General features: G+C 31.7%; 22 protein-coding genes. 9 read left to right on the top strand and 13 right to left on the bottom strand.

Translation table 11 applies throughout. The annotated features are described in order from the left end of the window. Positions 1–97 precede the first annotated feature (97 nt). Both BVC87_RS06545 and BVC87_RS06550 read right to left on the bottom strand, forming a co-directional pair. Positions 98–829, bottom strand: coding sequence for a LytR/AlgR family response regulator transcription factor (locus BVC87_RS06545; protein WP_075341563.1), 732 nt, complete (start codon positions 827–829; stop codon positions 98–100). A gap of 3 nt (positions 830–832) precedes the next feature. Beyond that, a complete protein-coding gene (locus BVC87_RS06550) occupies positions 833–3,049 on the bottom strand; it encodes a tetratricopeptide repeat-containing sensor histidine kinase (RefSeq protein WP_075341564.1) in 2,217 nt (738 codons plus the stop codon). Between the two features lie 203 nt (positions 3,050–3,252). On the opposite strand from BVC87_RS06550, the gene BVC87_RS06555 reads away from it, so the two are divergent. Beyond that, positions 3,253–3,951 carry an SIMPL domain-containing protein gene (locus BVC87_RS06555; protein WP_143569735.1) on the top strand — a complete coding sequence of 233 codons (699 nt, stop codon included), beginning with the start codon at positions 3,253–3,255 and terminating at the stop codon, positions 3,949–3,951. Positions 3,952–4,002: 51 nt separating this feature from the next. Here BVC87_RS06555 and BVC87_RS06560 read toward each other — a convergent pair whose 3' ends face one another. The 4 genes from BVC87_RS06560 to BVC87_RS06575 are packed head-to-tail and all read right to left on the bottom strand — an operon-like array spanning position 4,003 to position 8,326. After that, positions 4,003–4,872, bottom strand: a complete 870-nt coding sequence (locus BVC87_RS06560; RefSeq protein WP_075341566.1) for a glucosaminidase domain-containing protein — start codon at positions 4,870–4,872, stop codon at positions 4,003–4,005. After that, on the bottom strand, positions 4,873–5,805 hold the full coding sequence (locus BVC87_RS06565; RefSeq protein WP_075341567.1) for a 1-aminocyclopropane-1-carboxylate deaminase/D-cysteine desulfhydrase: 933 nt from the start codon (positions 5,803–5,805) through the stop codon (positions 4,873–4,875). It abuts the gene before it with no gap. Between the two features lie 15 nt (positions 5,806–5,820). Next, positions 5,821–6,393, bottom strand: a complete 573-nt coding sequence (locus BVC87_RS06570) for a hypothetical protein (protein WP_075341568.1) — start codon at positions 6,391–6,393, stop codon at positions 5,821–5,823. 13 nt (positions 6,394–6,406) lie between these two features. Then, positions 6,407–8,326, bottom strand: coding sequence for an ABC-F family ATP-binding cassette domain-containing protein (locus tag BVC87_RS06575; protein ID WP_075341569.1), 1,920 nt, complete (start codon positions 8,324–8,326; stop codon positions 6,407–6,409). Between the two features lie 130 nt (positions 8,327–8,456). Between BVC87_RS06575 and BVC87_RS06580 the strand changes: the two genes are divergently transcribed. Next, on the top strand, positions 8,457–8,861 hold the full coding sequence (locus BVC87_RS06580; RefSeq protein ID WP_075341570.1) for a DUF983 domain-containing protein: 405 nt from the start codon (positions 8,457–8,459) through the stop codon (positions 8,859–8,861). 24 nt (positions 8,862–8,885) lie between these two features. Here BVC87_RS06580 and BVC87_RS06585 read toward each other — a convergent pair whose 3' ends face one another. The 7 genes from BVC87_RS06585 to topA all read right to left on the bottom strand — a co-directional run bounded on the left by BVC87_RS06585 (position 8,886) and on the right by topA (position 18,327). Then, positions 8,886–9,929, bottom strand: coding sequence for an NAD(P)/FAD-dependent oxidoreductase (locus BVC87_RS06585; RefSeq protein ID WP_075341571.1), 1,044 nt, complete (start codon positions 9,927–9,929; stop codon positions 8,886–8,888). A 77-nt stretch (positions 9,930–10,006) separates the two neighbouring features. Continuing rightward, on the bottom strand, positions 10,007–10,882 hold the full coding sequence (gene porN / locus BVC87_RS06590) for a type IX secretion system ring subunit PorN/GldN (RefSeq protein WP_075341572.1): 876 nt from the start codon (positions 10,880–10,882) through the stop codon (positions 10,007–10,009). A gap of 21 nt (positions 10,883–10,903) precedes the next feature. Continuing rightward, a complete protein-coding gene (gene porM / locus BVC87_RS06595; RefSeq protein ID WP_075341573.1) occupies positions 10,904–12,436 on the bottom strand; it encodes a type IX secretion system motor protein PorM/GldM in 1,533 nt (510 codons plus the stop codon). A 34-nt stretch (positions 12,437–12,470) separates the two neighbouring features. Continuing rightward, positions 12,471–13,127 (bottom strand): type IX secretion system motor protein PorL/GldL, encoded by a 657-nt coding sequence (gene porL, locus BVC87_RS06600; protein WP_075341574.1) that lies wholly within the window; start codon positions 13,125–13,127, stop codon positions 12,471–12,473. Positions 13,128–13,184: 57 nt separating this feature from the next. Beyond that, positions 13,185–14,555: a T9SS ring complex lipoprotein PorK/GldK gene (porK, locus tag BVC87_RS06605; protein WP_075341575.1), complete on the bottom strand. Its 1,371-nt coding sequence runs from the start codon at positions 14,553–14,555 to the stop codon at positions 13,185–13,187. Positions 14,556–14,644: 89 nt separating this feature from the next. After that, positions 14,645–15,805 carry a formimidoylglutamase gene (locus BVC87_RS06610; RefSeq protein ID WP_075341576.1) on the bottom strand — a complete coding sequence of 387 codons (1,161 nt, stop codon included), beginning with the start codon at positions 15,803–15,805 and terminating at the stop codon, positions 14,645–14,647. A gap of 38 nt (positions 15,806–15,843) precedes the next feature. Continuing rightward, positions 15,844–18,327, bottom strand: coding sequence for a type I DNA topoisomerase (gene topA / locus BVC87_RS06615; RefSeq protein ID WP_075341577.1), 2,484 nt, complete (start codon positions 18,325–18,327; stop codon positions 15,844–15,846). 201 nt (positions 18,328–18,528) lie between these two features. Between topA and miaB the strand changes: the two genes are divergently transcribed. The 7 genes from miaB to groL all read left to right on the top strand — a co-directional run bounded on the left by miaB (position 18,529) and on the right by groL (position 25,048). Continuing rightward, positions 18,529–19,983 carry a tRNA (N6-isopentenyl adenosine(37)-C2)-methylthiotransferase MiaB gene (gene miaB / locus BVC87_RS06620; RefSeq protein ID WP_075341578.1) on the top strand — a complete coding sequence of 485 codons (1,455 nt, stop codon included), beginning with the start codon at positions 18,529–18,531 and terminating at the stop codon, positions 19,981–19,983. A gap of 83 nt (positions 19,984–20,066) precedes the next feature. Beyond that, positions 20,067–21,287, top strand: coding sequence for a sigma-54 interaction domain-containing protein (locus tag BVC87_RS06625; protein WP_075341579.1), 1,221 nt, complete (start codon positions 20,067–20,069; stop codon positions 21,285–21,287). A 29-nt stretch (positions 21,288–21,316) separates the two neighbouring features. Then, positions 21,317–21,832, top strand: coding sequence for an LptE family protein (locus BVC87_RS06630; RefSeq protein WP_075341580.1), 516 nt, complete (start codon positions 21,317–21,319; stop codon positions 21,830–21,832). Beyond that, positions 21,826–22,542 (top strand): hypothetical protein, encoded by a 717-nt coding sequence (locus BVC87_RS06635; RefSeq protein WP_075341581.1) that lies wholly within the window; start codon positions 21,826–21,828, stop codon positions 22,540–22,542. Before BVC87_RS06630 ends, BVC87_RS06635 begins: the two co-directional genes overlap by 7 nt. Beyond that, positions 22,542–22,877 carry a preprotein translocase subunit SecG gene (gene secG, locus BVC87_RS06640; RefSeq protein ID WP_075341582.1) on the top strand — a complete coding sequence of 112 codons (336 nt, stop codon included), beginning with the start codon at positions 22,542–22,544 and terminating at the stop codon, positions 22,875–22,877. Before BVC87_RS06635 ends, secG begins: the two co-directional genes overlap by 1 nt. A gap of 181 nt (positions 22,878–23,058) precedes the next feature. Continuing rightward, the gene (locus BVC87_RS06645) at positions 23,059–23,334 is read left to right on the top strand and encodes a co-chaperone GroES (RefSeq protein ID WP_075341583.1); all 276 of its coding nucleotides are present in this window, start codon (positions 23,059–23,061) and stop codon (positions 23,332–23,334) included. Positions 23,335–23,413: 79 nt separating this feature from the next. Next, on the top strand, positions 23,414–25,048 hold the full coding sequence (gene groL, locus BVC87_RS06650; RefSeq protein ID WP_075341584.1) for a chaperonin GroEL: 1,635 nt from the start codon (positions 23,414–23,416) through the stop codon (positions 25,046–25,048). Positions 25,049–25,147: the final 99 nt, after the last annotated feature.

Genomic DNA, 25,147 nt, shown 5'->3' on the forward strand with positions numbered 1-25,147 from the left:
ATCCTTTTCTTATTAACTCAAAGCAAGCATTGATAATCGATAATTGTTTATTGATCATTGGAAAAAACTTCCAGCTTCAGGCTCCAGACTTCTGACTTTACTTAAAATAAGCTAATAAATTTCCTTTTTTAGAAGCTGATACTAAAATTTCTTTCCCATTTGTTAATTCTACACTTCCTCCTTTTCCTTTTTTGTACTTAGTGATTGCATTGATATTCACTAAATACGATTTATGAATTCTAGCAAAAGGATACTCATTTAATACTTCTTCAAAATGTTTTAGTGTTTTGCTTACCACTTTTTTAGTTTCTTTGAAATGGATTTCCGTGTAATTATCATCTGCCTTGCAAAAAATGATATTGTCTACATCTATAACTTCAAATCCTTCTTGAGTAGGAATAGTAATTTTACCTTGGATTGAATTGACTTGAGGTGTCAAAATTTTATTTTGTAATTGACTTTCTTTCTCTTTAATTTCAATAACCAGATTTACTGATTTTATCAATTCATCAATTGATATTGGTTTTAATAAATAATACGTTGCTTGATTATTTAATGCTTCAATAGCATAATGATCATAAGCCGTTACAAATATGGTTTCGAAAGTTTTGTTTTCTACTTTTTCCAATAAATCAAAAGCGTTTCCAAATGGCATTTCAACATCTAAGAAAACTAAATCCAATTCATGGGTTTGAATTAACTCGTAAGCTTCTTGGATATTACTTGCTTCTCCTAAAATTTCTATATTAGGACAATACTTCCCAATATAGTTTCTGAGTATTTCTCTACTTATTTGTTCGTCTTCAACTATTATTGTTTTTAGCTTCATAACTTATTTTTTTAGGATTACTTCTACTCTTGTTCCACTTCCATCTTCAAAAGCATCTGTGATTTTTACTTCTATTTTGTCTTGGTACATATCATTTAATATGGCAATTCTATTTTTTATAGTACTCATACCCTTCGATTTTTGTTTGAGTTGATTTTTTGTTTTCATCTCAAGCGATCTCTTTCTACCGATTCCATCATCTGTAATTGTAATTGCAATAGTCTCTTCACTCTTTTTATCAATAGCGATAGTCAGTTTTCCTTTTTCTTTTTTATATCGTAAACCATGCCAAATAGCATTTTCTATATAAGGTTGTAAGAGCATTGGTGGAATTTGAAACTGTTCTATATCTATAGACTTATCTACAGTAATAGTGTAATCAAATTTATCTTTAAATCGGTTATGTTCCAACTTCACATACAATTCTAACAATTCAATTTCCTTGGTAAAAGGAATAAAATCTTCATCAGAATTTTCAAGTACAGAACGCATCAATACAGAAAATTCAGATAGATATCTATTGGCATTTCTTTCATCATTTACTGCAATAAAACTATTTACTGAATTTAACGCATTAAAAATGAAATGTGGATTCATTTGTGAACGCATCGATTTTAAGGCTAATAGATTATTGGCTAGCTGTTGTTTTTGAGTCGATCTATGTTTGTAAAATGCTAACAAACTCATTAAAAGTAATCCTCCAATTAAAGAGTAAATAACCACAAGCTGCGTTTTACTTTTCTCTAAAGTCAACTCTTTATCTTTAATAGCTAAACTAATTTTGCTATCCGAAAGTTCTTTATCGCGCTCTAAAATTGCTATTCTACTTTGATTATCAGCTATTTTTTTAGTGAGTCTTTTTATTTGATAGATCTCTTGTTCTTTTTTAATGTATAAAGTATCTACAATATCAACAAAATCTCTATAGGTTTTTAATGCATTGATATAATCACCCACAGTAGCATAAACTTCGGATAGTTTTCTTGTCGCATGTTTTTGTACTTCAAAATCTTCTTTCTTATCTGCTTCTACAATACTTTTCTCTAAATATTCAATAGCTTCAGGATAATTTTCTTTTTGGATATAAGCATTTCCTATTTTATAGTTCAATCTTTGAGAGGTTAATGAATCTTTCTCCTCTGTTGACTTATTTTCATATTTCTTAACTACAGTATTTAGATCATTTTTATCAACATTTTTTAAGATTTCTTTTCTTAGCTTTATCTCATTGTCGTATTGTTTGGTTTCATTATAAAAATCCGCTACCTCTTGTTGTACTTGTAATGAAGGTTCTTCTGCTAATTCTGAAGCTTGCTTTAATGTATTTAAAACAGCTGTATTAGCTTTATTTATATTCCCTTCTTTTGCATAAACATTCGCCAGTTTTGCATTAAGGTCAGGTACAACATCGTTAATAAACTTTTCATTCGCAATCTTTAGTGCTTTTTCATAATATGATTTACCTTCTTTATACTCTTTTTGCTTAATTGACACATCTCCTAAACCTTGTAGAATCTGAACTTGATTATAGATACTTAAGCTTTTATCTTTAAGCTTAGTATATGTTTTTTTACTATCATCATATTTCTTTGCTAAATATTGTGTTTTAGCGAGTTGTAGTAATGTTTCCGTTTTTTCATTGATCTGTAATGAGATCTTATAGTTACTGATAGCAATATCATACTGCTTCCAAAAGAAATAAATATCTCCTAAAATTTTATAGGTATTTGCATTTCTACTCCTAGATTCATTGGCTTTTAATGCTTCTTCAATGAAAGTTAAACTTTTATCTAAATCTTTTTCTTTGTAAAAATTTGCTGAATCAATAAGTTGTGTATAATTGGATGTTCTTCTTCTAACTTTAGATTTGGACATGAAACTACTCCTACTTATTTTATCGATATCTTCAATTACTATTTTAATATCTTCATCAGAAGTTATGGTATGAATTACGGTTTCAAAATCGGGGTGACTAACTCTTAATTCATCATTAACTCTAGCTTTCACCCGATACACCCCATGAATATCACACCTACTTGTACTGAATGCATTTACGCTAATATTTGCATCTTTTACATACTCTCCAGTATCTTTATGTACAATCTTCACTTTTAATTCAAATCCTCCTCCATTATCTAGCACAAAATTTTGTGCACTCACAATAGCTCCTGATAGGATTGATAATAAAAATGTTATGTAAAATCGTAAACTCACTTTCATGTTTCTTAATAAACAGTATGTAAACTTATCACCAAAAAATCAATAAAAAAAATAGGGAGATTCAAATTGAAGTGAAAAACACATGAAAAAGCATAGGTTTACTCAACTAAAGAAGCTTTTTACTAATCCAAACCCTTTTGTTACTCATAGTTCTTTTTTTGTTAAAAAAGTTGCTACTAGCTTTGACAAAAAGAGAAATCTATATGAAAATAATTACTACTATATTTTTATTACTCACGACCACTATTTCCTTTGGACAAAAAACTGCAGAAGAAAAACCGTATATAGAAGTTACTGGTACTGCCTTTAGAGAAGTTGTTCCAGATGAAATTTATTTAGATGTTCCTTTAGAGGAGCGTATTGAAAAAGGAAAGAAAATTACAATTCAACATATTGAGAACAAACTAAAACAAGAATTGAAAACTTGTGGTATTCCTGAAGAACATCTTAAAATATCAGATTTAAACTCTACATTGGTAAAAACAGGATGGTGGAATAAAGAAATTTTAGCTAAAGCGAATTATGAATTGAAAATTCAAAACACGAATCATTTGAAAGATATTTTTGAAATTTTTGAGAACCTAAACATAAAAGGAGCTACCATTACTAAAGCAACCAATTCAAAAATTCAACGTATTAAAAGAGAAGTACGAATTTTAGCTATAAAAGCTGCAAAAGAAAAAGCGGATTATTTATTAAATGCCATAGGACAAAAATCTGGGAAACCTTTAATTGTTAACGATGTGAGTTCTAAAAACACTATAGATTTCTCAATGGCTAATGTAGCATATAATAGACGTAAATTAGTTTCCAACCAAACTAAAAATTATACTAAAAATACTATACAATTTAAAAATATAGAGGTTTCATCTAGCATCTACGTAAAGTTTGAAATCCAATAATTGAAAAAAGGAAGAGTCGTTTAGTAAAGAGTAACATTTGTTACTCTTTTTCTATTTTCTTAAAAGCAACTCTTGTCCGATACTAATTGTATTATTTTTTAATCCATTAATCATTTTCAATTGCTGAACAGAAATTTTAAATTTTCTTGCAATAGAATATAAAGTATCACCTTTAATTACTTTATAGAAAAATCGGGTACTTGTAGTATTAGTATCTGTATTTGTTACTGTAGTTTGAGTTGTATCTTTTTTTTGTACAACTACAGGAGTAGACGGAGGCGTTGGAGGTCTATTTTTTTCTCTGTCGTATTGATCTAAATTGTACTTATGAATTAATGCAATTAATTTTTGAGGATATTTTTTATCGGTTGCATATCCTGCCCGTTTCAATCCATATGCCCATCCTTTATAATCTGTGGTTCTTAATTTAAAAAGTCTTGCATATCTTTTTCTTCCCGTTAAAAATTTAGAATGATCTTCATATGATCTTTCAGGGTGTTTATATTTTCGAAAGCATTCCGCAATTTTATCATCATCATGAGTAACGCTTTTTCCCTTCCAACCTCTGTGGCATTTTATTCCAAAGTGATTATTAGATCTAATAGCTAAATTACTTCTTCCGCTTCCTGATTCTAAAATCCCTTGAGCTAAGGTAATACTAGCAGGAATTTTATATTTATGCATTTCTCGTACTGCTATTGGAGCAAACTTTTCTATGTATTCATTTGTAGTTTTTACAATACTTTTTGAAGTTACTTTCTTTTTTTTAGTGTGTTCTACAGTAGGAATTTTAGATTCTTCTTTTATAACAGGCTCATCAACCACTATAGGTTTTTGAGGGGTTGTAGTTACCACCTGTTTTTTAGATCCACAACTTGATATTATTAAAAGTATACTTAATACTAAAAATTTCAACTTCATTTACACCTGAATTAAATCCATATTCTTTTTTGCTAACCTTCGATTGAATCCATCTATTCCTTGAATTCCACCTGTATGAATGGCTAAAATTTTACTTCCTTTTTCAAATTGCTTTTTCTTAATCTTATCTACAATTCCGTATATCATTTTTCCTGTATAAATCGGATCAAGCAATATACCAGTATCCGATTTAAATTGATTGATAAACTCTATTAATTCTTTGGTAAACTTTCCATAACCTCCAAAATGATACTCAGTCTCTAAGCTCCAATTCGTTTTGGTTACCAATTGTTTAATCTCATCATACAAAAAATCACCTTTTAAGGCTGGAAAACCTATTACTTGTTGATGACTTTTTGTTGAGTTTATCAAACCGGCTATGGTACCTCCGGTTCCAATAGCCGAACAAATATAATTGAATTTTTCATCTTCATTTGTCAATACTTCTTCACATCCCTTAATAGCCAGTTTGTTCGTCCCTCCTTCAGGAATTAAATAAAACTCTCCTAGCTTCTCTTTGATACTTTTTATAAAACTGGGCGTACTCTTTTTTCTGTATACGTCTCTTTGAATAAACTCAAATTTCATTCCATTATTATGAGCTACTCTTAAGGTACTATTTTCAGCAATAACTTTTGAAAAATTAATCCCTAATTCTTCTCCTCTTATTATACCTATAGTTTTTAAGCCATTAAGATTACCTGCAACAGCCGTAGCTACTATATGATTTGAAAAAGCACCTCCAAAAGTTAACAATGTATCCTTTTGTTGATGCTTTGCTTCTAAAATATTATACTTTAGTTTTCTGAATTTATTACCAGAAACATATGTATGAATTAGGTCTTCTCTTTTAATCCAAAGTTCTATTTCATACTCTTTTAAAAAAGATAAATTTACTTGCTGATTTTCACTTTTTATGTTCTTACTAAACATAAGCTTTGTTTGTCACTACCAAAAGTTAGCTTCTCTTTCTGAATACCCTATACTTATATTTTCCCAATAAATTTCGCCTTCTTCTGTCTCTATAAAAACTCTATAGAATCCTTTAGCATAACCAGACACATTTATTATAGGAGTACCAGAAGTTTGTAAATCAATATCTTCTACAGCGCTATCACCTATTTCTTTGCTGGTGTACATTCCGTTAGATAATGTCGATTCAAAATCTATATTTTGAAAATCTCTAGTGGGCACTCCTTTAACTATCCATAGTTTTTTTACTTTTTTTGACGTACCTATACTAAATACATCCTCTACTATTGTTGGGTACACTGTAAATACCGAAGAAATAATATCAGAAACAGAAATTGGTTCGTCATCTTTTCTGTTCTTAGCATTTGTTCCTGAATCGTTCCTTAACACATTTGGATTTCCATACACTCCATTAGTAGTCCCAGTAACATCAACTAAGTTGATTCCTGTTATAATATTTAATTTCCCTGCCTCTTCAGGGTTATTTGAATTTCCACTACAAGCTGTTAATAATACTATTATTAATACTAATAAAATACTTTTTCTCATCGTTGCTTTATATTTAGGTTAGTTTATCTATGTTTTCTTCTACTTCTTCCCATTCTATCATTAAATCGTCTAGTTTATTTTTCTTGGCTTTATATTCTTCAAAAAAATTAGGTCTAGAAGATACTTCATCATAATTCTGTGCTAATTCAAGATCAATTTTTTCAATTTCTTGCTCTAAATCAGCAATCGATCTTTCAATTTTGGAAGATCTATTTCGTAATTTTCGTAATTGCTTCTCTTCTTCTTTAGATAATTTATAAGCCTCTTTTTTAGAAGTATCTTTAGTTTCTTTTACAACTGTTTTCTTTTCTGCCTCACGTAAACTATCTATTTTGTGTTGTTCTAAGAAATAATCTATTCCTCCAAGATATTTTTTAATCACTTTGTCTTTAAATCCATAGACATTTGTTGCTAAACCTTGAAGAAAATCACGATCGTGTGATACTAAAATTAGTGTTCCTTTGAAGTGTTTTAATGCTTTTTTCAGTACATTTTTTGAAGCAATATCTAAATGGTTTGTAGGCTCATCCATTATCAATACATTAAAAGGAGTCATTAACAGCCTACATAAAGCTAGTCTATTTCGTTCTCCTCCAGAAAGTACTTTTGCTTTTTTATCTACAGCTTCTCCTCCAAATAAAAATGCACCTAACATATCTCTAACTTTAACTCTATTGGAGTCATTAGCTGCTTCTTCAACAATTTCTAATACTGTTTTTTCTGGCGGAAGGTACTCAGATTGATTTTGAGCAAAATATCCAACTTCTACATTATGCCCTAACTTCAACATCCCTTCAAAAGGAATTTCTCCCACCATCATTTTAGCTAATGTTGACTTTCCTTGTCCATTTTGACCTACAAAGGCAACTTTAGCATTTCTTTCGATCATTAGGTTTACATTTGCTAACACGTGCTTGTCACCATAACTTTTACTAACATCTTCAGCTTCTACTACAATTTTACCTGGCTCTTTAGAAACCTCAAAACGTACATTCATCACAGCATTTTCATCCTGATCAACCTCTATACGTTCAACCTTATCTAACTTTTTAATCAGCGACTGAGCCATAGATGCTTTACTCGCTTTAGCTCTAAATTTCTCGATAAGTTGCTCAGTACGCTTGATTTCTTTTTCTTGATTTTTTTGAGCTTGCATCTGCTTTTCTTTGATGTCTGCTCTTAATTCAAGATACTTAGAATATGGCTTTTTGTAATCGTAAATTTGACCTAATGAGATTTCAATAGTTCTATTGGTAACATTATCTAAAAACATCTTATCGTGAGATACTGTTACTATTGCACCCGCATAATTTTTCAAGAAACTCTCTAACCAAATAATAGATTCAATATCTAAGTGATTAGTAGGCTCATCCAGTAGTAATATATCATTATTTTGTAGTAATAACTTAGCTAACTCAATACGCATTCTCCATCCTCCTGAAAAGGTGTCCGTAAGTTTATCAAAATCTTCTCTTTGAAATCCTAAACCTTGTAGTATTTTTTCAGTCTCTCCTTGGTAATTATATCCTCCAAGTAACTCGTATCGTTCCGTTAATTCATTTAAGTCAATAATCAATTGATTATAACTCTCACTTTCATAGTCTGTTCTTTCCGCTAATTGTTGATTGATATTTTCTAACTTCCCTTCAATCTCTTTAATTTCTTCAAAAGCTTGATAGGCTTCTTCTAAAATAGTTCTTCCTTGTACAAAATCTATATCCTGACGTAAAAATCCAATACTAATATCTTTATCAAAAGCTAATGTACCTCCGCTACTTTCAATATCTTTAGAGATTACTTTTAATAAGGTAGATTTCCCTGCTCCATTTTTTCCTATTAGTCCTACTCTATCTCCTTTTGTTAATTTAAAAGTAATACCTGAGAACAAATCTGTTCCCATAAATGTGACTGTTAAATTATGAACGTTTAGCATTGATATTATGAATTATGATTCTTTAATAAGTTAATTTTATCTTATTAATTATTAAGTCCTATTTATTTTCCTGAAATTTGTACAAACTTACAAAACTGTATTCGTACGGCGTTGCAAATTACTACAATATATGTTTGGCAAAAAAACTAAATTCTACAGTATTCTTAATAATAAATGTCCAAGATGCCATGAAGGTGATTTTTTTAAACATAAAGCATCTTTTAATATTAAAAAAGTAACAGCTTTACATGAGAACTGTTCGCATTGTAATTTAAAATACATGATGGAACCCTCTTTCTTTTTTGGAGCTATGTATGTAAATTATGCCTTGGCGGTGGCACTATTTGTAGCTGTCTTTGTAATTTCTAAAGTTATTTTTCAACAGACTATTTTAACAAGTTTTATTGCTGTTGTCGTAGTTTCTTTACTACTTACTCCTTTTACTTTACGCCTTTCTAGAATTATTTGGATCAATCTTTTTGTTAATTATGATAAAAAGTATGGTACTAAAAGTAAAGAAGTGAGTACGAAATAACCAATAAGCTTTATAATTTGATTATCAATTATTAAATCTATTGATGTCTATTTCAGGATCTAATTTCTCTCCCTTTTCTAGGTGATTAAATAAGTTTTGAGCTACAGTTGGTGCAATCATAACACCTCGTGTTCCTAATCCGTTTAAAACAGCTAATTCATTGTGTTTTGGATGAATTCCAACTAATGGTCTCCTATCTTTAACAGTTGGACGTATTCCTGCTGTATGATCTATGATAGTAAATGGAACTGTAATTGTTTTCTTTAATTTATCTATCAGTTCTAGTTTTCCTTCCTCTGTTGGTGATAATGTTTTATCTGTCCAATTAAAAGTTGCCCCAACTTTATAGGTATCATTCCCTAAAGGAAGTACAAAAACAGCAGACTTTACTAAAAAATCTATATTTAATTCTGGTGCATGGATTGTAATGATTTCTCCTTTGGTTCCATTTAATGGTAGTTCAGTAAAGAACGGATTCTTTTTTAATCCAAAGCCTTCACAAAACACGATTTTGGATGCTTTAATGTTTTTATATGCAAGTTTACTCTCAGTAAGTTCTAGTGCATCATAAGTAAATGATTCTGATATTAAACGATTAGTCTTAATTAGAAACTGTCTATACTCAGAGATTAAATCTTTAGTATCTATTCTTCCTGTACCTTTTAATTCTCCAAAACCAAAATCACCAATTATACCTTTAATCTTTCCTTTTGATATTTCTGACTTCATATACTTAGACAAATTCGGTTTGTCTAACGCAGCATACCAATTGTTTTGATCTCCAATAGAATTGAATACTTTTTTAGCCGTAAATTTAGTATCAAAGTCTTTTCCTAAGCTTTCTCCTATTTTATCATAAAAAGGCATGGCAAATTCAAGTTGTTCATGCCCATTCCATACCGGAGTAAATCGTTTTAAAATAACCGGATTATATGTTCCACTAGCAACACTAGAGGAGTTTTGAGAATTATCTTCAAACACAACAAAGCTTTTGTTATGTTCTATTAATTGTTCCACAAATGCTAAACCTGCTAGTCCTAATCCAACAACGATGTAATCAACTTTCATATATCAAAAGTACTATATATTCATAAAAAAAGCGTTCTGAAAATTCAGAACGCTTTTATTTATAATTTTAAATAGAATTAGTAATTCCACATATCCATTTCACGGTTACGAACTCCTTCTTTAATTCTATCAGCTTCTAACAATTGGAATAAAGAATTTCCACGGATATAGTCACTAATTTGTCTGTCTCCGTATAAGTTTTCTTCTTTCACTATAGTAGAGTTAAAACGTCTTGCATTTAACAAGTTATCGTAAGAAATTGGGTGTGCTGAATTTTTAGGATTAAACACCTTAGATTCATGAAGAACCTCTCGTGCATCTGGGAAGAATACCCAGAATAACTCGTAGATTTCATCATCCTCCACTTCATCAACTCCCATAACTTGAACATCAGGTCCCATTGGAGCTAATGCTAACATTCTATATTTTAACTCTCCTTGACGCTTATCAAAATACCAAATTCCTTTAATTAGGTATCCTTTGATATCCTGAGCTTGTACATAGTAAGTATCCGTATATCCACCTTCTTCTTCACCTCCATCAACTTCTCTTACGTTTACAGTTTTCTCCTCAATTTCTTTCATACTAATTCTAGTAGTGAAATAAGAATCGTTGTACACCTCTTTGATTCTCCCTGTTTTAATTCCTTTTAACAAGGTATCAAATAACGAACGTCTTAGGTTAGAAGTACTAGTAGTATCAATTGGATAATAGTACGGTAAGTTAATTTTTTGGTTTAAATCTACGAACTCCCATACCACTTTAGACCATAGGACATCTCTATCACTAATGTATCCATAAGGTAATGGTTTGTCGTTATCAGAGTCTATTTGTTCCTGAGTTTTAACACCAATCGCCTCTACTGTTTTAGCATTTAATAGATTGGCTTGTGCAAAAGTTGCACTAGTTATAGTTAATGCTATAATTACCAAATTAAAACGCTTCCAATTCATACTATTTAATTTTAATTATTTTTAGTTTGAAACTTTAATACCAACTCCAACTACTTTTTTAACTTTTGCACCAGATCCGGCTACAGTTGCATTGATATCAAAAATGTTTATTACGTCTCCTCTACGAGCTTTAGCAATTGCTTTTTTAGCTCTTGAAGACATACGAGTTCCTGTTACTGGTACTGCTGGTTGTCCAGGTACTTTTACTTTAAAACTCGATACTTTTAATGTTAAATCAAATAAGAAATCAGGTAATCCTGCACCAATAGTAGTTTTACCGATACTATTTTTAGGCATAGAAATAGTACCATACTGTCCTCTAATCATACCTACGGCTGGTGGAATATCTTTAATTCTAAACTTCTTATTTGAACTTACTTTCTTACCATCTGGTAATGTACCAGTTACACGAATAGTTACTTCATTTCCTTTACCAGGAGTCATTACATAACTATCTCCTTTCTTTCTTCTTAAACCTGCAGCTGAAGCAGATACTTTGTTAGAAGGTACACCAGGCATCGAAATCGTCATTGGATTTTGTAAACCACGGTATACTGCATTCATTTTATCTGCAGAAATTACAGCTTCATTTGGTCTTGGAATTACAGAATAACCTCCTGTGATAGGAATCTCTACTAAAGAATCGTTTTCTTTAAAGAAAAATGTTCCTTTAAGTTCACGGTCTCCAACACTACCTGCTGGTCCATCAATGATAACCTGACCTGCTTTAATTTTATCTTCTGGCCAATCTTTACCATTTATTTCTACTTTTTCGGCCTTTAAGTTAGGATCATTTCTACCTAACACAATTTTACCAGATAATTTTTCTCCCGGATAGTATGCATTCTTTTGAAATACTACCATTGCCTCATAATTCTTCAAAGATACTGCACTCTCTAATTCACCTTGTAATAATTTTGATAGTGCATCAGTTTCCGTAGTTTTAATATCTGCTTGAATTTGAGTAAGTTTTGTCAATGATGCAATTAATGGAAAACCTTCATAATTATAATTTAACCAGTTTAATTGTGCACCATCTTTATTCTTAACCGGATCTGTACTGAATCGAGATGATATAACACCTGCCAATTCCGTTTCTCCTAATACATTTAAAGCTGACTTTCTGAATTCATCCATTTTAGATACAAACTCTTTACCTTCAGGAGTAATTGTACCACTTACAAAAAATAACTCGTCTAAAGTTTTAGACTTATCCATAGTTTCGTAATCTTTCTTATCTTTTAGATCCGAAGTTATTTTAGTTTTTAAATCCTCGATGTATGTATAGAACTCATCTGCTTCTATTTTTAACGTATCTGTTTTTCCTTTAGCTGCACCATACTGCTTTTCTTGCTCTTGTGCTTTCCTTGCTAAATTTTCGTACGCTTTTAAATTTTGCTCAGTTGCTCTTGTGTTAGCATCTGTTAACTTTTCGTTCATTAGACCGAAAGCTGATAATACCTCCTTACTCATATTCATTGCTAACATTGCAATGAAGATCAGATACATAAGGTTAATCATCTTCTGCCTTGGAGATTGTTTTCCGCCTGCCATAATTTAAATTAGTTTATTTAAAAAGTTAATTAAATTATTTAGTTGCCATTGCAGAAAGCATACCTCCATATACTCCATTTAATGAAGATAAATTTGTTGCTAATGATTGCATTTGCTCTTGTAAACGTTGGCTATTTTCAACCATTGCAGAATTTAATTCTGATTGTCTAGAAGCATTTTCTACTTGTGTTTGGTATAAGCTATTTAAAGACGCCATTTGAGAAGCCGCTTTAGACATTTGCTCATTATAATTATTAGTAGCTGAGATAGACTGAGATGCAGAAGCTAATGGCTCTACTGCTCCTTGGAAATCTTTAATACTGCTTCCTAATCTAGATACTAATTGTGCATCTAACTTTGCTTCTTTTAAAATATCGTCTAACTTCTTAGATAATAAAGATTGTGCTTCTTCTGGAGTAGCTTCTTTTTTATCCTTCTTTCTTCCTGAAGGAGAACCGTCAGCTAATTCAGGGTAAACTTTAGTCCAATCTAACTCATCTTCTACTGGCTCGAATGCAGATAATGCGAATACAACAGCTTCTACAGCCATACCTAACGTAAGCATTACTCCACCGGTTAAAGGACCAATTTTAAAGTGCATAATTTTAAATAATGCTCCTAAAATTACTACTGCAGCTCCTAAACCATAAGCCATATTAAACAATTTCTTCGTCGATTTTGATTGTGCCATAATTTTGATTTTTAATTAATTAGGGATATATATGTTTGTGTTTATAAACTATTTTAGTTATTGCTTTTTTGTTCCTAGATAATCTTGTACTGTTCTGAAACCGATATAACTTCTTGCTGTATCTGCATATTCCCAGTCACGAGAACCTACTTCTAAGAAATAAGCAACGTCTTTCCAAGAACCACCACGTACAATTTTACGGTGATTAATTCTATTTTCTACGTTTGGATTCATTGTTGATCCCATGTAGTAAGACATTTGATTATAAGCTGTGTTTGTCCACTCTGATACATTACCTGCCATATTATATAATCCAAATCCATTAGGATTATATGATATTGCTTCTACTGTATATAAAGCACCATCTGCTGCATAATCTCCACGTACTGGCTTAAAGTTTGCTAAGAAACATCCTCTATCACTTGTAGTAGAAGGCCCTCCCCAAGGGTATTTAGCGAAGTCTAATCCTCCACGAGCTGCATACTCCCATTCTGCCTCAGTAGGTAATCTGAATGAAGGAACTAAACCTAAACTCTTTTTTGATAATTGATATGAATTCTTGTTTTTAGTTCTCCAGTGGCAAAAAGCTCTAGCTTGGTGCCAGCTTATTCCAACTACTGGATAATTTTCAAATGCTTTGTGTGCAAAATACTCTTGGTGCATTGGATCATTATAAGAGTAGTTAAAATCTTTAATCCAAACTGTAGTATCAGGATATATATTTAATGTTTCGTCTTTTAAGAAGTCTTTTCTGTTTTTTCCAGTTCTTGCAGCTTCTTCATTATCAAACCAGAAGTATCTGTATTCTAAAAGTTTTGTATTAAAACTTCTAATACCATTTAATGCTTCATCTTTTTTAATGTATAATGAATCCATTACCTCTACATAGTTTTCATCTGGATAATCTTCTCTGTTCCAAACTAATTCTTCTTCCCAACTTAATGGTTTTATCGAATCTATTCCTTCACCTATTTCGTAGTAATTTTCTCTCATATACTTTTGATATGGAGATTCGTTTACTGTATCTTTAGAAGCAAAAGCATATAATTGGATTCCTTCAGGCTTTTTTCCATCTCCTGCAGTTTCGTCATCTGCAGCAAATTCTGCTTGGTATGCTAATTTTGTTCTTACTACAGAGTCTCTCACCCAATTCACAAATTGTTTGTATTCACTATTTGTGATTTCTGTTTCGTCCATGTAGAAAGGTTGTACTGTAACTGTTCTTGTAGGAGCATTCATAGCACCTAAAGGATCTTCGTCTTGTTTACCCATAGTAAATGACCCACCTTTGATAAAAACCATTCCATAAGGTTTTTCAGCAAACCATTTTCTCTTAGATTTTACACCTACAAGCTCTCCTCTATCATTGTTAGAACCACAACTGTATAGAACTACTAATATTAGGGCAAATAGTGCTACTTTCTTCATATTTTTTTTATTAAAGAGTTTGTAACTTTTTTTAAACTATATTTTTTATTCAACATTTTACTTAATCAAGAAACACAAATATAACTTTTTTATGTAAGTTTTTGTTGTGCTTTATACCATCTTTCAGGAATTTTTTGCTCTGTGGCCTTAATATAATCTTGATATGCACATGGTATTAACGCATGTCTTTGATATTTATTATCTGTAATTAGATTAATCTCCATCCACCAACGCCCACTTTTATCACTTTTATAGAAATTAATTGGATCATCATCTTCTAAAATCACACTAAATTTCTCATAATTTTTTTTGCAACAATACGGATAATCTTTTGCTCTAAAATTTACTCCTTCGACGAAATACCAAATTGCTTGGGCAATTAAACTAGATGTTTGGTTATTATCATCAAAACTGTCGTTATATTCATAGATACCAAAAGAACTCACTTTGTCACTTATTCCTGCATATCTTGCAATTGCACAAAGCTCTTCTCCATAAAATCCATTAGGATTTGCGTTTTTATTTGCTGGAGCATCACTTTGACGGACACTACCTATATCAACACTAACTATATCTGCATCTCTTAATATTGGCTCTACCAAGCTTAAGTTTTTAACCTCACCTAATCTATATGCATCAAAATATAGATTTTGAAGTAAATTAATTTCTTCTTGTGAATTAAAATAAGTTTGATATCCAATATTACTATAATTGAAAAGGTTATTAGGCTCTTCCATTATAATTTTACTTAAATAGGTTTGAGAATTTAATTCTTCTTCTAGAGTACCTAAATCGAAATGGCTATCAACTACAGATAAGTTAATTGTTTGTTCTAGCTTATCATATGCCCTGTAATTTGCATATGTAACATCTTGTCCACCTCCTATGATTACTACAACAATATTTTCTTTTACTAAAGAATATACTACTTCAGAAACTGCAAAATAAGTATCTTCTATAGTATTCCCTTTTTCTATATTTCCAATATCTGCAACTTTCAAGCTCCAATCTCCAGGAAATAATTTATAAAAATTTTGTCTGATTTTTGACAGATCTTGTCCGCAACCTAAATTGCCTTCTGACCTTCTATCTTCTTTAACCCCTAATAATGCCACACTAACATCTTGCAAATCGGGAAACCCGTTTTGAGTAGTATGGATTAATATGTTGTTTCCTAAAGAATTTGGTGATTGCAACACAGAGTGGGCATACACTTTTTCATCTATAGGAGATAAAAAATCAGTGTTCATTACTATGGGGATTAGTGAATGCGGGGCAATATATAAATTTATTTTTTCCTAGAAGTGCTTCTAGTTGTTTTTTTAGTTGTTTTTTTCGAATCCATTAATTTCACCGCTTCTTCCTTAGTAAATTTGTCGATTTCTGTTGTTTTAGGAAGTTCTATTTTAGTTTTACCTTTAATAACATTGAACCTTCCCCATCTTGCTTTTTCTACTCTAATCCCAACATCTTCCCAGTTGTGAATTAGCTTTTCTCTTTCCTTCTTCTTTTTATCTTCAATAAGTTCTTCTAGATCCGACTGTGTTAAGTTATCGAAATCATATTTCTTATTGACATTTATAAATATTGAATTCCATTTTATAAAAGGACCGAATCTACCTACTCCTTTTTGTATGGGCATTCCTTCATAATGTCCAATTGGAGCATCCGCTTTTCTTTTAGCCTCAATCAACTCAATTGCTCTGTCCATATCTACCGACATTGGATTTTCATCCTTATCTAAAGAAACATATTTTCCATCAAACTTAATATATGGCCCAAAACGTCCGTTTGCCACTATTACTTCTTTTGCTTCATACTCTCCTAAAGTTTTCGGCAGCTTAAATAAGTCCATTGCCTCTTCATAAGTAATCGAACTCATAGACTGATCTGCTTGTAAACTAGCAAATTTAGGTTTTTCTTCATCTGTAGCTTCTCCAATTTGTACCATAGCTCCAAATCTTCCTAAACGTACATATACATTCTTACCTGAATCTGGATCTACACCTAACAATCGTTGTCCACTTGCTCTCTCTGCATTTTCAGCCACATCTTTAACTGTAGGATGAAAATCTTGATAAAATTCTTTAATTACAGATGTCCAATTCTCTTTTCCTCCTGCAATATTATCGAAATCAGTTTCAACTTTAGCCGTAAACCCATAATCTAAAATACTAGAGAAATTAGCAACCAAGAAATCATTTACAATATTACCTATATCAGTAGGCATCATCTTTCCTTTATCAGCTCCTACTTTTTCTGTTAAAGTTTGCTCTTTAATTTGATCGTTCTTTAGTACAATCTGCACATATGATCTTTCTGTTCCTTCCGCAGTACCTTTTTCAACATAACCTCTCCTCTGTACTGTTGATATAGTTGGCGCATAGGTAGAAGGACGACCAATACCTAATTCTTCTAAGTGTTTCACTAATGATGCTTCAGTATATCTAGCTGGAGGCCTTGTGTACCTTTCTGTAGTATTGATATATTCATTATCCAAGCCTTCGCCTACTTTCATCTTAGGTAGCATTCCTGCTTGCTCTTCTTCTTCATTATCTGTTCCTTCTAAATATACTTTAAGGAAACCTTCAAAAGTAATTACCTCTCCGTTAGCGGTAAATATTTTATCGTTTTTATTATTAGATATTTTAACATTGGTTCTCTCTAACTGAGCATCGCTCATTTGAGAAGCAATAGTTCTTTTCCATATTAAACTATATAACCTATCCTGATCATAATCTACACTAACCGTATGTTGTGTCATATTTGTAGGACGAATAGCTTCGTGCGCTTCTTGAGCCCCTTTAGATTTTGTTGAAAAACTTCTAGGTTTACTATATGACTCTCCGTAAGAATCTTTAATTTCTTGAGCAGCTGCATTTACAGCTTCAGATGATAGATTTACACTATCCGTTCTCATATAGGTAATTAACCCCGCTTCATATAAACGTTGGGCCATTAACATGGTTTTAGCTACAGGGAATCCTAATTTACGAGAAGCTTCCTGTTGTAAAGTTGATGTTGTAAATGGTGCTGCTGGTGATTTTTTAGCTGGCTTAGTTTGTAGATCTGAAACAGCAAACTCAGCTGCTATACACGAGTTTAAAAATGCTTCCGCTTCTTCTTTAGTTGAAAAGTTTTTCGGCAGTTTTGCTTTAAACTTTTTACCATCTGCGTTAATAAATTCTGCGTCTACTCTATATGAAGCAACAGGCTTAAAACCTTCTATATCACGCTCACGTTCTACAATTAAACGAACAGCAACCGATTGCACTCTACCCGCTGACAAACCAGCTTTCACCTTTCTCCATAATACAGGAGAAAGCTCATAACCTACTATTCTATCTAAAACTCTTCTTGCTTGTTGCGCATCTACCAAGTCATAATTAATAGTTCTTGGATTTTCTATGGCTTTTAAAATTGCGTTCTTAGTAATTGAATTAAAAACAATACGTTTTGTATTCTCTTTATTTAATTTTAGTTGTTCTGCTAAATGCCAAGCAATCGCCTCTCCTTCACGATCTTCATCGGATGCTAACCAAACCATTTCTGCCTTCTTCGCTAAATCTTTCAATTTTTTAACTACTGATTTCTTATCGGAAGAAACAATATATTTGGGTTTAAAATCTCCGTCTACATTAACACCTAATTCCTTCGATGGTAAATCTGCGATATGACCATAACTCGACTCTACTTGAAAATCTTTACCTAAAAATTTCTCTATCGTTTTTGCCTTAGCAGGTGACTCTACAATTACTAAATTCTTCGCCATGTATCTTTTTTATCTGGTTTTTGACACCATTTTAATAGCATCTCTTACTATGCAAAAGTATATAGTTTTTTTTTATTTAAAATTGTTTTGCAAGAATTAACGCTAATTTAAATTAGATTACATGATTATTTTTGATGACAATTTGTCATACAATCATAAAATTGGTTGTATATTTGCCGCCTACTTAGAAGAGATACGAATATGGATCAGATTGAAAAAGTTATAGACGAAAAAAAACAGGGAAAACCTCTATTAACTGAGCAAAAAGAAGGTAATGCAAAAAAACTTTTCATTGAAAGTTACGGTTGCCAAATGAATATGAATGACAGTGAAATTGTCGCTGCAATTCTTGCTGAACAAGGTTTTAATACCACAGGCAATATTGAAGAAGCCGATTTAGTTCTAGTAAACACTTGCTCTATCAGAGAAAAAGCGGAACAAACTGTTAGAAATAGACTTCAAAAATACAATCACGCTAAAAAGCGAAACCCTAAAATGAAAGTAGGAGTTCTAGGTTGTATGGCTGAACGATTAAAAGCGAAGTTTTTAGAAGAAGAGAAAATAGTAGATTTAGTAGTAGGGCCTGATGCTTATAGAGATTTACCAAATCTTGTTGAAGAAGTTGAAGCAGGTAGAGATGCTGTTAATGTTATCCTTTCTAAAGAAGAAACTTATGCTGATGTTTCTCCTGTTCGCTTAAATTCTAATGGAGTTTCTGCTTTTGTGTCGATTACCAGAGGTTGTGATAATATGTGTACTTTTTGTGTAGTACCTTTTACACGTGGTAGAGAACGCAGTAGAGATCCGCAAAGTATTATTGAAGAAATTCGATCAATGCATGATCAGAATTTTAAAGAGATTACATTACTAGGACAAAATGTTGATTCTTATTTATGGTATGGTGGCGGACTAAAGAAAGATTTCAACAAAGCTTCTGAAATGGCTAAGGCAACTGCTGTAAATTTTGCACAACTTTTAGATATGTGTGCTACTGAGTTTCCAAAAATGCGTTTCCGTTTTTCGACTTCTAATCCACAAGACATGACCTTAGATGTAATTCATGTAATGGCTAAGCATAAAAATATTTGTAAATACATCCATTTACCAATCCAAAGTGGGAGTAATACTATGCTTAAAGCTATGAACCGTTTGCATACTAGGGAAGAATATTTAGAATTAGTAGAAAACATATACAAGATTATTCCTGAAATGAACTTAAGTCAAGATATGATTGCCGGTTTCTGTGGTGAAACTGAAGAAGATCATCAAGATACACTTGACTTAATGGAGAAGGTAAAATATAGTTTCGGATTTATGTTTGCGTATTCAGAAAGACCTGGAACTTTAGCTGCTAAAAAAATGGAAGACGATATTCCATTAGAAGTTAAGAAAAGAAGATTACAAGAAATCATAAATCTTCAACAAGAACACAGTTTATACAGAGCCAAAGAACATGTTGGTAAAGTTCAAGAGGTGCTCATTGAAGGAACGTCTAAGAAAAGTGAAAATGAATGGAAAGGACGTAATACTCAAAACACTGTAGTTGTATTCCCTAAAGAACATTATAAATTAGGTGATTTTGTGAATGTAAAAATAGAAGATTGTACTTCAACAACATTGAAAGGTGTTGCTGTTGGATATTCAGAAAACAATTAATAAAAAGTCCTAAGGAGAAACACCAAAGTCAAAAAGTTATTTATTAATATGAACTTTTCTCTTTAAACTTTAGACTAAAAAGCATGGAAAACTTACAAGCAGTAAAACAACGATTTGGAATTATTGGTAATGACATTCACCTAAACAGAGCTATAGAAAAAGCTGTAAGGGTTGCTCCTACCGATATTTCAGCTTTAGTTATTGGTGAAAGTGGAGTTGGAAAAGAAAGTATTCCTAAAATTATTCATCAACTATCTCATAGAAAACATGCTAAATATATAGCAGTAAACTGTGGAGCAATTCCAGAAGGAACCATAGACAGTGAATTGTTTGGACATGAAAAAGGAGCTTTTACTGGAGCTACACAAACGCGAAAAGGATATTTTGAAGTTGCTGATGGAGGGACTATATTTTTAGATGAAGTTGGTGAATTACCTTTAACTACTCAAGTTCGTTTATTACGTGTCCTCGAGAATGGTGAATTTATCAAGGTTGGTTCTTCTCAGGTTCAAAAAACTAATGTTCGTATTGTAGCTGCTACGAATGTAAACATGCAAGACGCTATTAGAAAAGGGAAATTTAGAGAAGATTTATATTATCGTTTAAGCACTATAGAAATTGCTCTTCCTCCTTTAAGAGAACGAGGAAATGACATTCATTTACTATTTAGAAAATTTGCTTCTGATTTTGCACAGAAGAATAGAATACCAGTAATTCGCTTAGATGAAAATGCCAGTAAAATTCTTTTAAATTATAATTTCCCTGGAAATATTAGACAGCTAAAAAATATTGCTGAGCAAGTTTCAATCATGGAAGAAAACAGAATTATTTCTCCAGAAATTTTAACGCAATATTTACCTAATAACTCAAGTAATTTACCAATGCTTGTTGATTCTTCTTCATCTTCTAATGATTTTTCTACAGAACGAGATATTATGTACAAAATCTTATTCGATATGAGGAATGACATTAATGATCTCAAGAAATTAACATTAGATTTAATGCAGAGTGGAAATGTGCAAGAGGTAAAAGAAGAAAACAGAGGATTAATTCAACGTATTTACAATGATCCTCCTCCTTCTCACAGCGTGGAAGTAGTAGAATTACCAGAAGTTTCTTCTCAGAACAATTATGATTTTATTGAGACTATTGAAGAACACGAAAACTTATCTTTACAAGAAAAAGAAGTTGAAATGATCAAGAAATCATTAGAAAGAAATAGAGGTAAACGAAAATTGGCGGCAAAAGAGCTTGGGATTTCCGAGCGAACATTATACCGTAAAATCAAACAATACGATTTGTAATTATTGCAAATTATAACTTGAATCTAAAAATGAAACATAAAATTTCAATATTTCTAGCTGTTTTTAGCTTTGTTTTTCTTGCTGGTTGTGGAGTTTATTCCTTTTCCGGTGGAAATACTGGTGATGCTAAAACTATACAAATCAACTTTTTCCCAAATCAAGCTCCTTTAATAGAACCTACGTTAAGCCAACGATTCACTCAAGAATTACAGGATTTATTTACACGTCAAACTAACTTAACTTTAGTAAGATCTGGAGGTGATTTACAATTTGAAGGAGAAATTACAGATTATAGAATTACTCCTATGAGTGCTACAGCTAGCCAAGGTACACAAACTGCAGCACAAAACAGATTAACAATAACTGTTAATGTTCGTTTTACTAATACTCTGAAAGAGGAAGATGATTTTGAAAGACAATTTTCATTCTATCATGATTATGGAGCTTCTGAACAACTAGCAGGTGGAGTTTTGGATTCTGCTTTAGAAATTATATTACCGAGAATCCATCAAGATATTTTTAACGCTTCTGTAGCTAAATGGTAAAAGAAAATTACATAGAAATCCTTACTGATATTCAAAAAATAAAATCTTTTAATTCTCAAGAATTAAAAAACATAATTGATGATTATCCTTATTTTCAATCTGCTAGAGCTTTGTACTTAAAAGCACTTAAGGATCAAAAAAGTTTTAGACACAACAATGAACTAAAAATAACTGCAGCATACACATTAGATAGGTCTGTTTTATTTAACTTCATTACTTCTGAAATTTTTAGTACAGCTACTGCTGACAAGGAAATAAACTCTAACATTGACACTGAAGAAATTGTAAGTGAAGAGGTTAAAACCCCTAAACAAAAAATTGAACAAGAGCTAGAGATTGGTAAACCGTTTACTTTTACTAAAAATGAATCTTATTCATTTAATCAATGGCTACAATTATCTTCTTCAACAACACCTGCTCCAAAAGAAAGAAATGAAAAAGAATTGCAAGAAGATATTATCAATAAATTTATAGCTAACAATCCGAAAATATCAAGAATAGACAAAAATGCAGTTCCTAATAATAAGCCCAACAAGGTAGATAAAGAACCTACTTTAATGACTGAAACGTTAGCTAGAATTTATTTAGAACAAAAGAAATATGATAGTGCTATAAAAGCTTATGAAATATTAAGTTTGAAATATCCAGAAAAAAATAGTTTCTTTGCAGACCAGATTAAAAAAATACGAAATTTACAAAACATAAAATAATGACAACGTACACTATACTATTAATTTTAATCTTAATCGTTGCAATTGCTTTAATTCTAATTGTAATGGTACAGAATCCTAAAGGAGGAGGTTTATCATCTACGTTTGGTGGTGGAGGTATGAATATTGGAGGTGTGCAAAACACCAATAACTTCTTAGATCGTACTACTTGGACATTAGCTATAGCAATGTTTGCTTTAATATTATTAGCTAATTTCGCAATTCCAAGAGGAAATAGCAACAACGCTCCAGATTTAAAAGAATCGTTAGATGGTATTGAGACTACTCAACCAGAACAACCAGCTGATCCAGCAACAAAAGATTCTGTTCAGTAATTGAATAGATACTTTTCAATATAATATTAAATGCCAACGATGACACGTTGGCATTCTTTTTTTCTCAGAATACGTATTTTTTTTTAGCACAGTAAAATTGTCAGTTTTGTTCTAATGGCATAATTTCTGACGAATTGAAAAAGACGTAAATAAAGATTAATCAAAATTATTTAAAAATAAAATGGGATTAAACATCAAACCTTTAGCAGACAGAGTTCTAGTAGAACCAGCTGCAGCTGAAACTACTACCGCTTCAGGAATTATTATACCTGATAATGCAAAAGAAAAACCACAAAAAGGAACTGTTGTTGCCGTTGGAAATGGTAAAAAGGATGAGCCTTTAACTGTAAAAGTTGGCGATACGGTTTTATATGGAAAATATTCTGGAACTGAACTTAAGTTTGAAGGAAAAGATTATTTAATGATGAGAGAGTCTGATATTTTGGCCATCATCTAATCTTAATTAAGTAAACAAATCAACAATTTACCTATTGATTTAATAATAAAATATTAAATCATACAAATTCTAAAATAAAATGGCAAAAGACATAAAATTTGATATCGATGCTCGCGACGGACTAAAACGTGGTGTAGATGCATTAGCTAACGCTGTAAAAGTTACTTTAGGCCCTAAAGGACGTAATGTAATTATTTCTAAATCTTTTGGTGCTCCTCACGTTACTAAAGATGGAGTTTCTGTAGCAAAAGAAGTAGAGTTGGAAGATGCTCTAGAAAATATGGGAGCGCAAATGGTAAAAGAAGTGGCTTCTAAAACTAACGATTTAGCTGGTGACGGTACTACTACTGCTACCGTTTTAGCGCAAGCAATTGTAAAAGAAGGATTAAAAAACGTTGCTGCAGGGGCTAATCCAATGGATTTAAAAAGAGGAATTGATAAAGCTGTAAAAGCATTAACTGAAGATTTAGCAAAGCAATCTAAAGAAGTTGGTGATTCTTCAGAAAAAATTCAACAAGTAGCTTCTATTTCTGCTAATAATGATGCTGTTATTGGTGATTTAATTTCTACTGCTTTCGGAAAAGTTGGTAAAGAGGGTGTAATCACTGTTGAAGAAGCTAAAGGTACTGACACTTACGTAGATGTTGTTGAAGGAATGCAATTTGATAGAGGATATTTATCTCCTTACTTTGTAACCAATGCTGATAAAATGATTGCTGAGTTAGAAAATCCATACATCTTATTGTTTGATAAGAAGATTTCTAATCTACAAGAAATTTTACCAATCTTAGAACCAGTTGCACAATCAGGTCGTCCTTTATTAATTATTGCTGAAGATGTAGACGGTCAAGCTTTAGCTACTTTAGTAGTAAACAAATTAAGAGGTGGATTAAAAATCGCTGCTGTTAAAGCTCCTGGATTTGGAGATAGAAGAAAAGCAATGTTAGAAGACATCGCAATATTAACTGGAGGTACAGTAATTTCTGAAGAAAGAGGTTTCTCTTTAGAAAATGCAACTTTAGATTTATTAGGAACTGCTGAAACAGTAACTATTGATAAAGATAACACTACAGTAGTAAATGGTGCTGGTGATGAAGAGCAAATTAAAGCTCGTGTGAATCAAATTAAAGCACAAATTGAAACAACTACTTCTGACTACGACCGTGAGAAATTACAAGAGCGTTTAGCTAAGTTAGCTGGTGGTGTAGCTGTATTATACGTAGGTGCGGCTTCTGAAGTAGAGATGAAAGAAAAGAAAGATCGTGTAGATGATGCTTTACATGCAACTCGTGCTGCAGTAGAAGAAGGTATTGTTGCTGGTGGTGGTGTAGCTTTAGTTCGTGCTAAAAAAGTTTTAGAAAGCTTAACTTCTGATAACTTAGACGAAACTACAGGAATTCAAATTGTAAATAAAGCAATCGAGTCTCCATTAAGAACTATTGTAGAAAATGCTGGTGGAGAAGGATCGGTTGTAATCAATAAAGTATTGGAAGGTGAAAGTAACTTTGGTTACGATGCTAAAACTGAGCAATATGTTGACATGTTAGAAGCTGGTATTATTGATCCTAAAAAAGTAACTCGTGTTGCTTTAGAAAATGCTGCTTCTGTAGCTGGTATGATCTTAACTACTGAATGTGCTTTAGTAGACATTAAAGAAGATGCTCCTGCTGGTGGAATGCCTCCAATGGGTGGTGGAATGCCTGGAATGATGTAATTTTAGATTACAAATAGTTTAAAAACTCTGTCAAATATTTTTTTAAACTATACACATATACAAAAAGCAATCTCAAAATGAGATTGCTTTTTTATTTTT

This window comes from Tenacibaculum agarivorans (genome assembly GCF_001936575.1).
GTDB classification, from domain to species: domain Bacteria; phylum Bacteroidota; class Bacteroidia; order Flavobacteriales; family Flavobacteriaceae; genus Polaribacter; species Polaribacter agarivorans.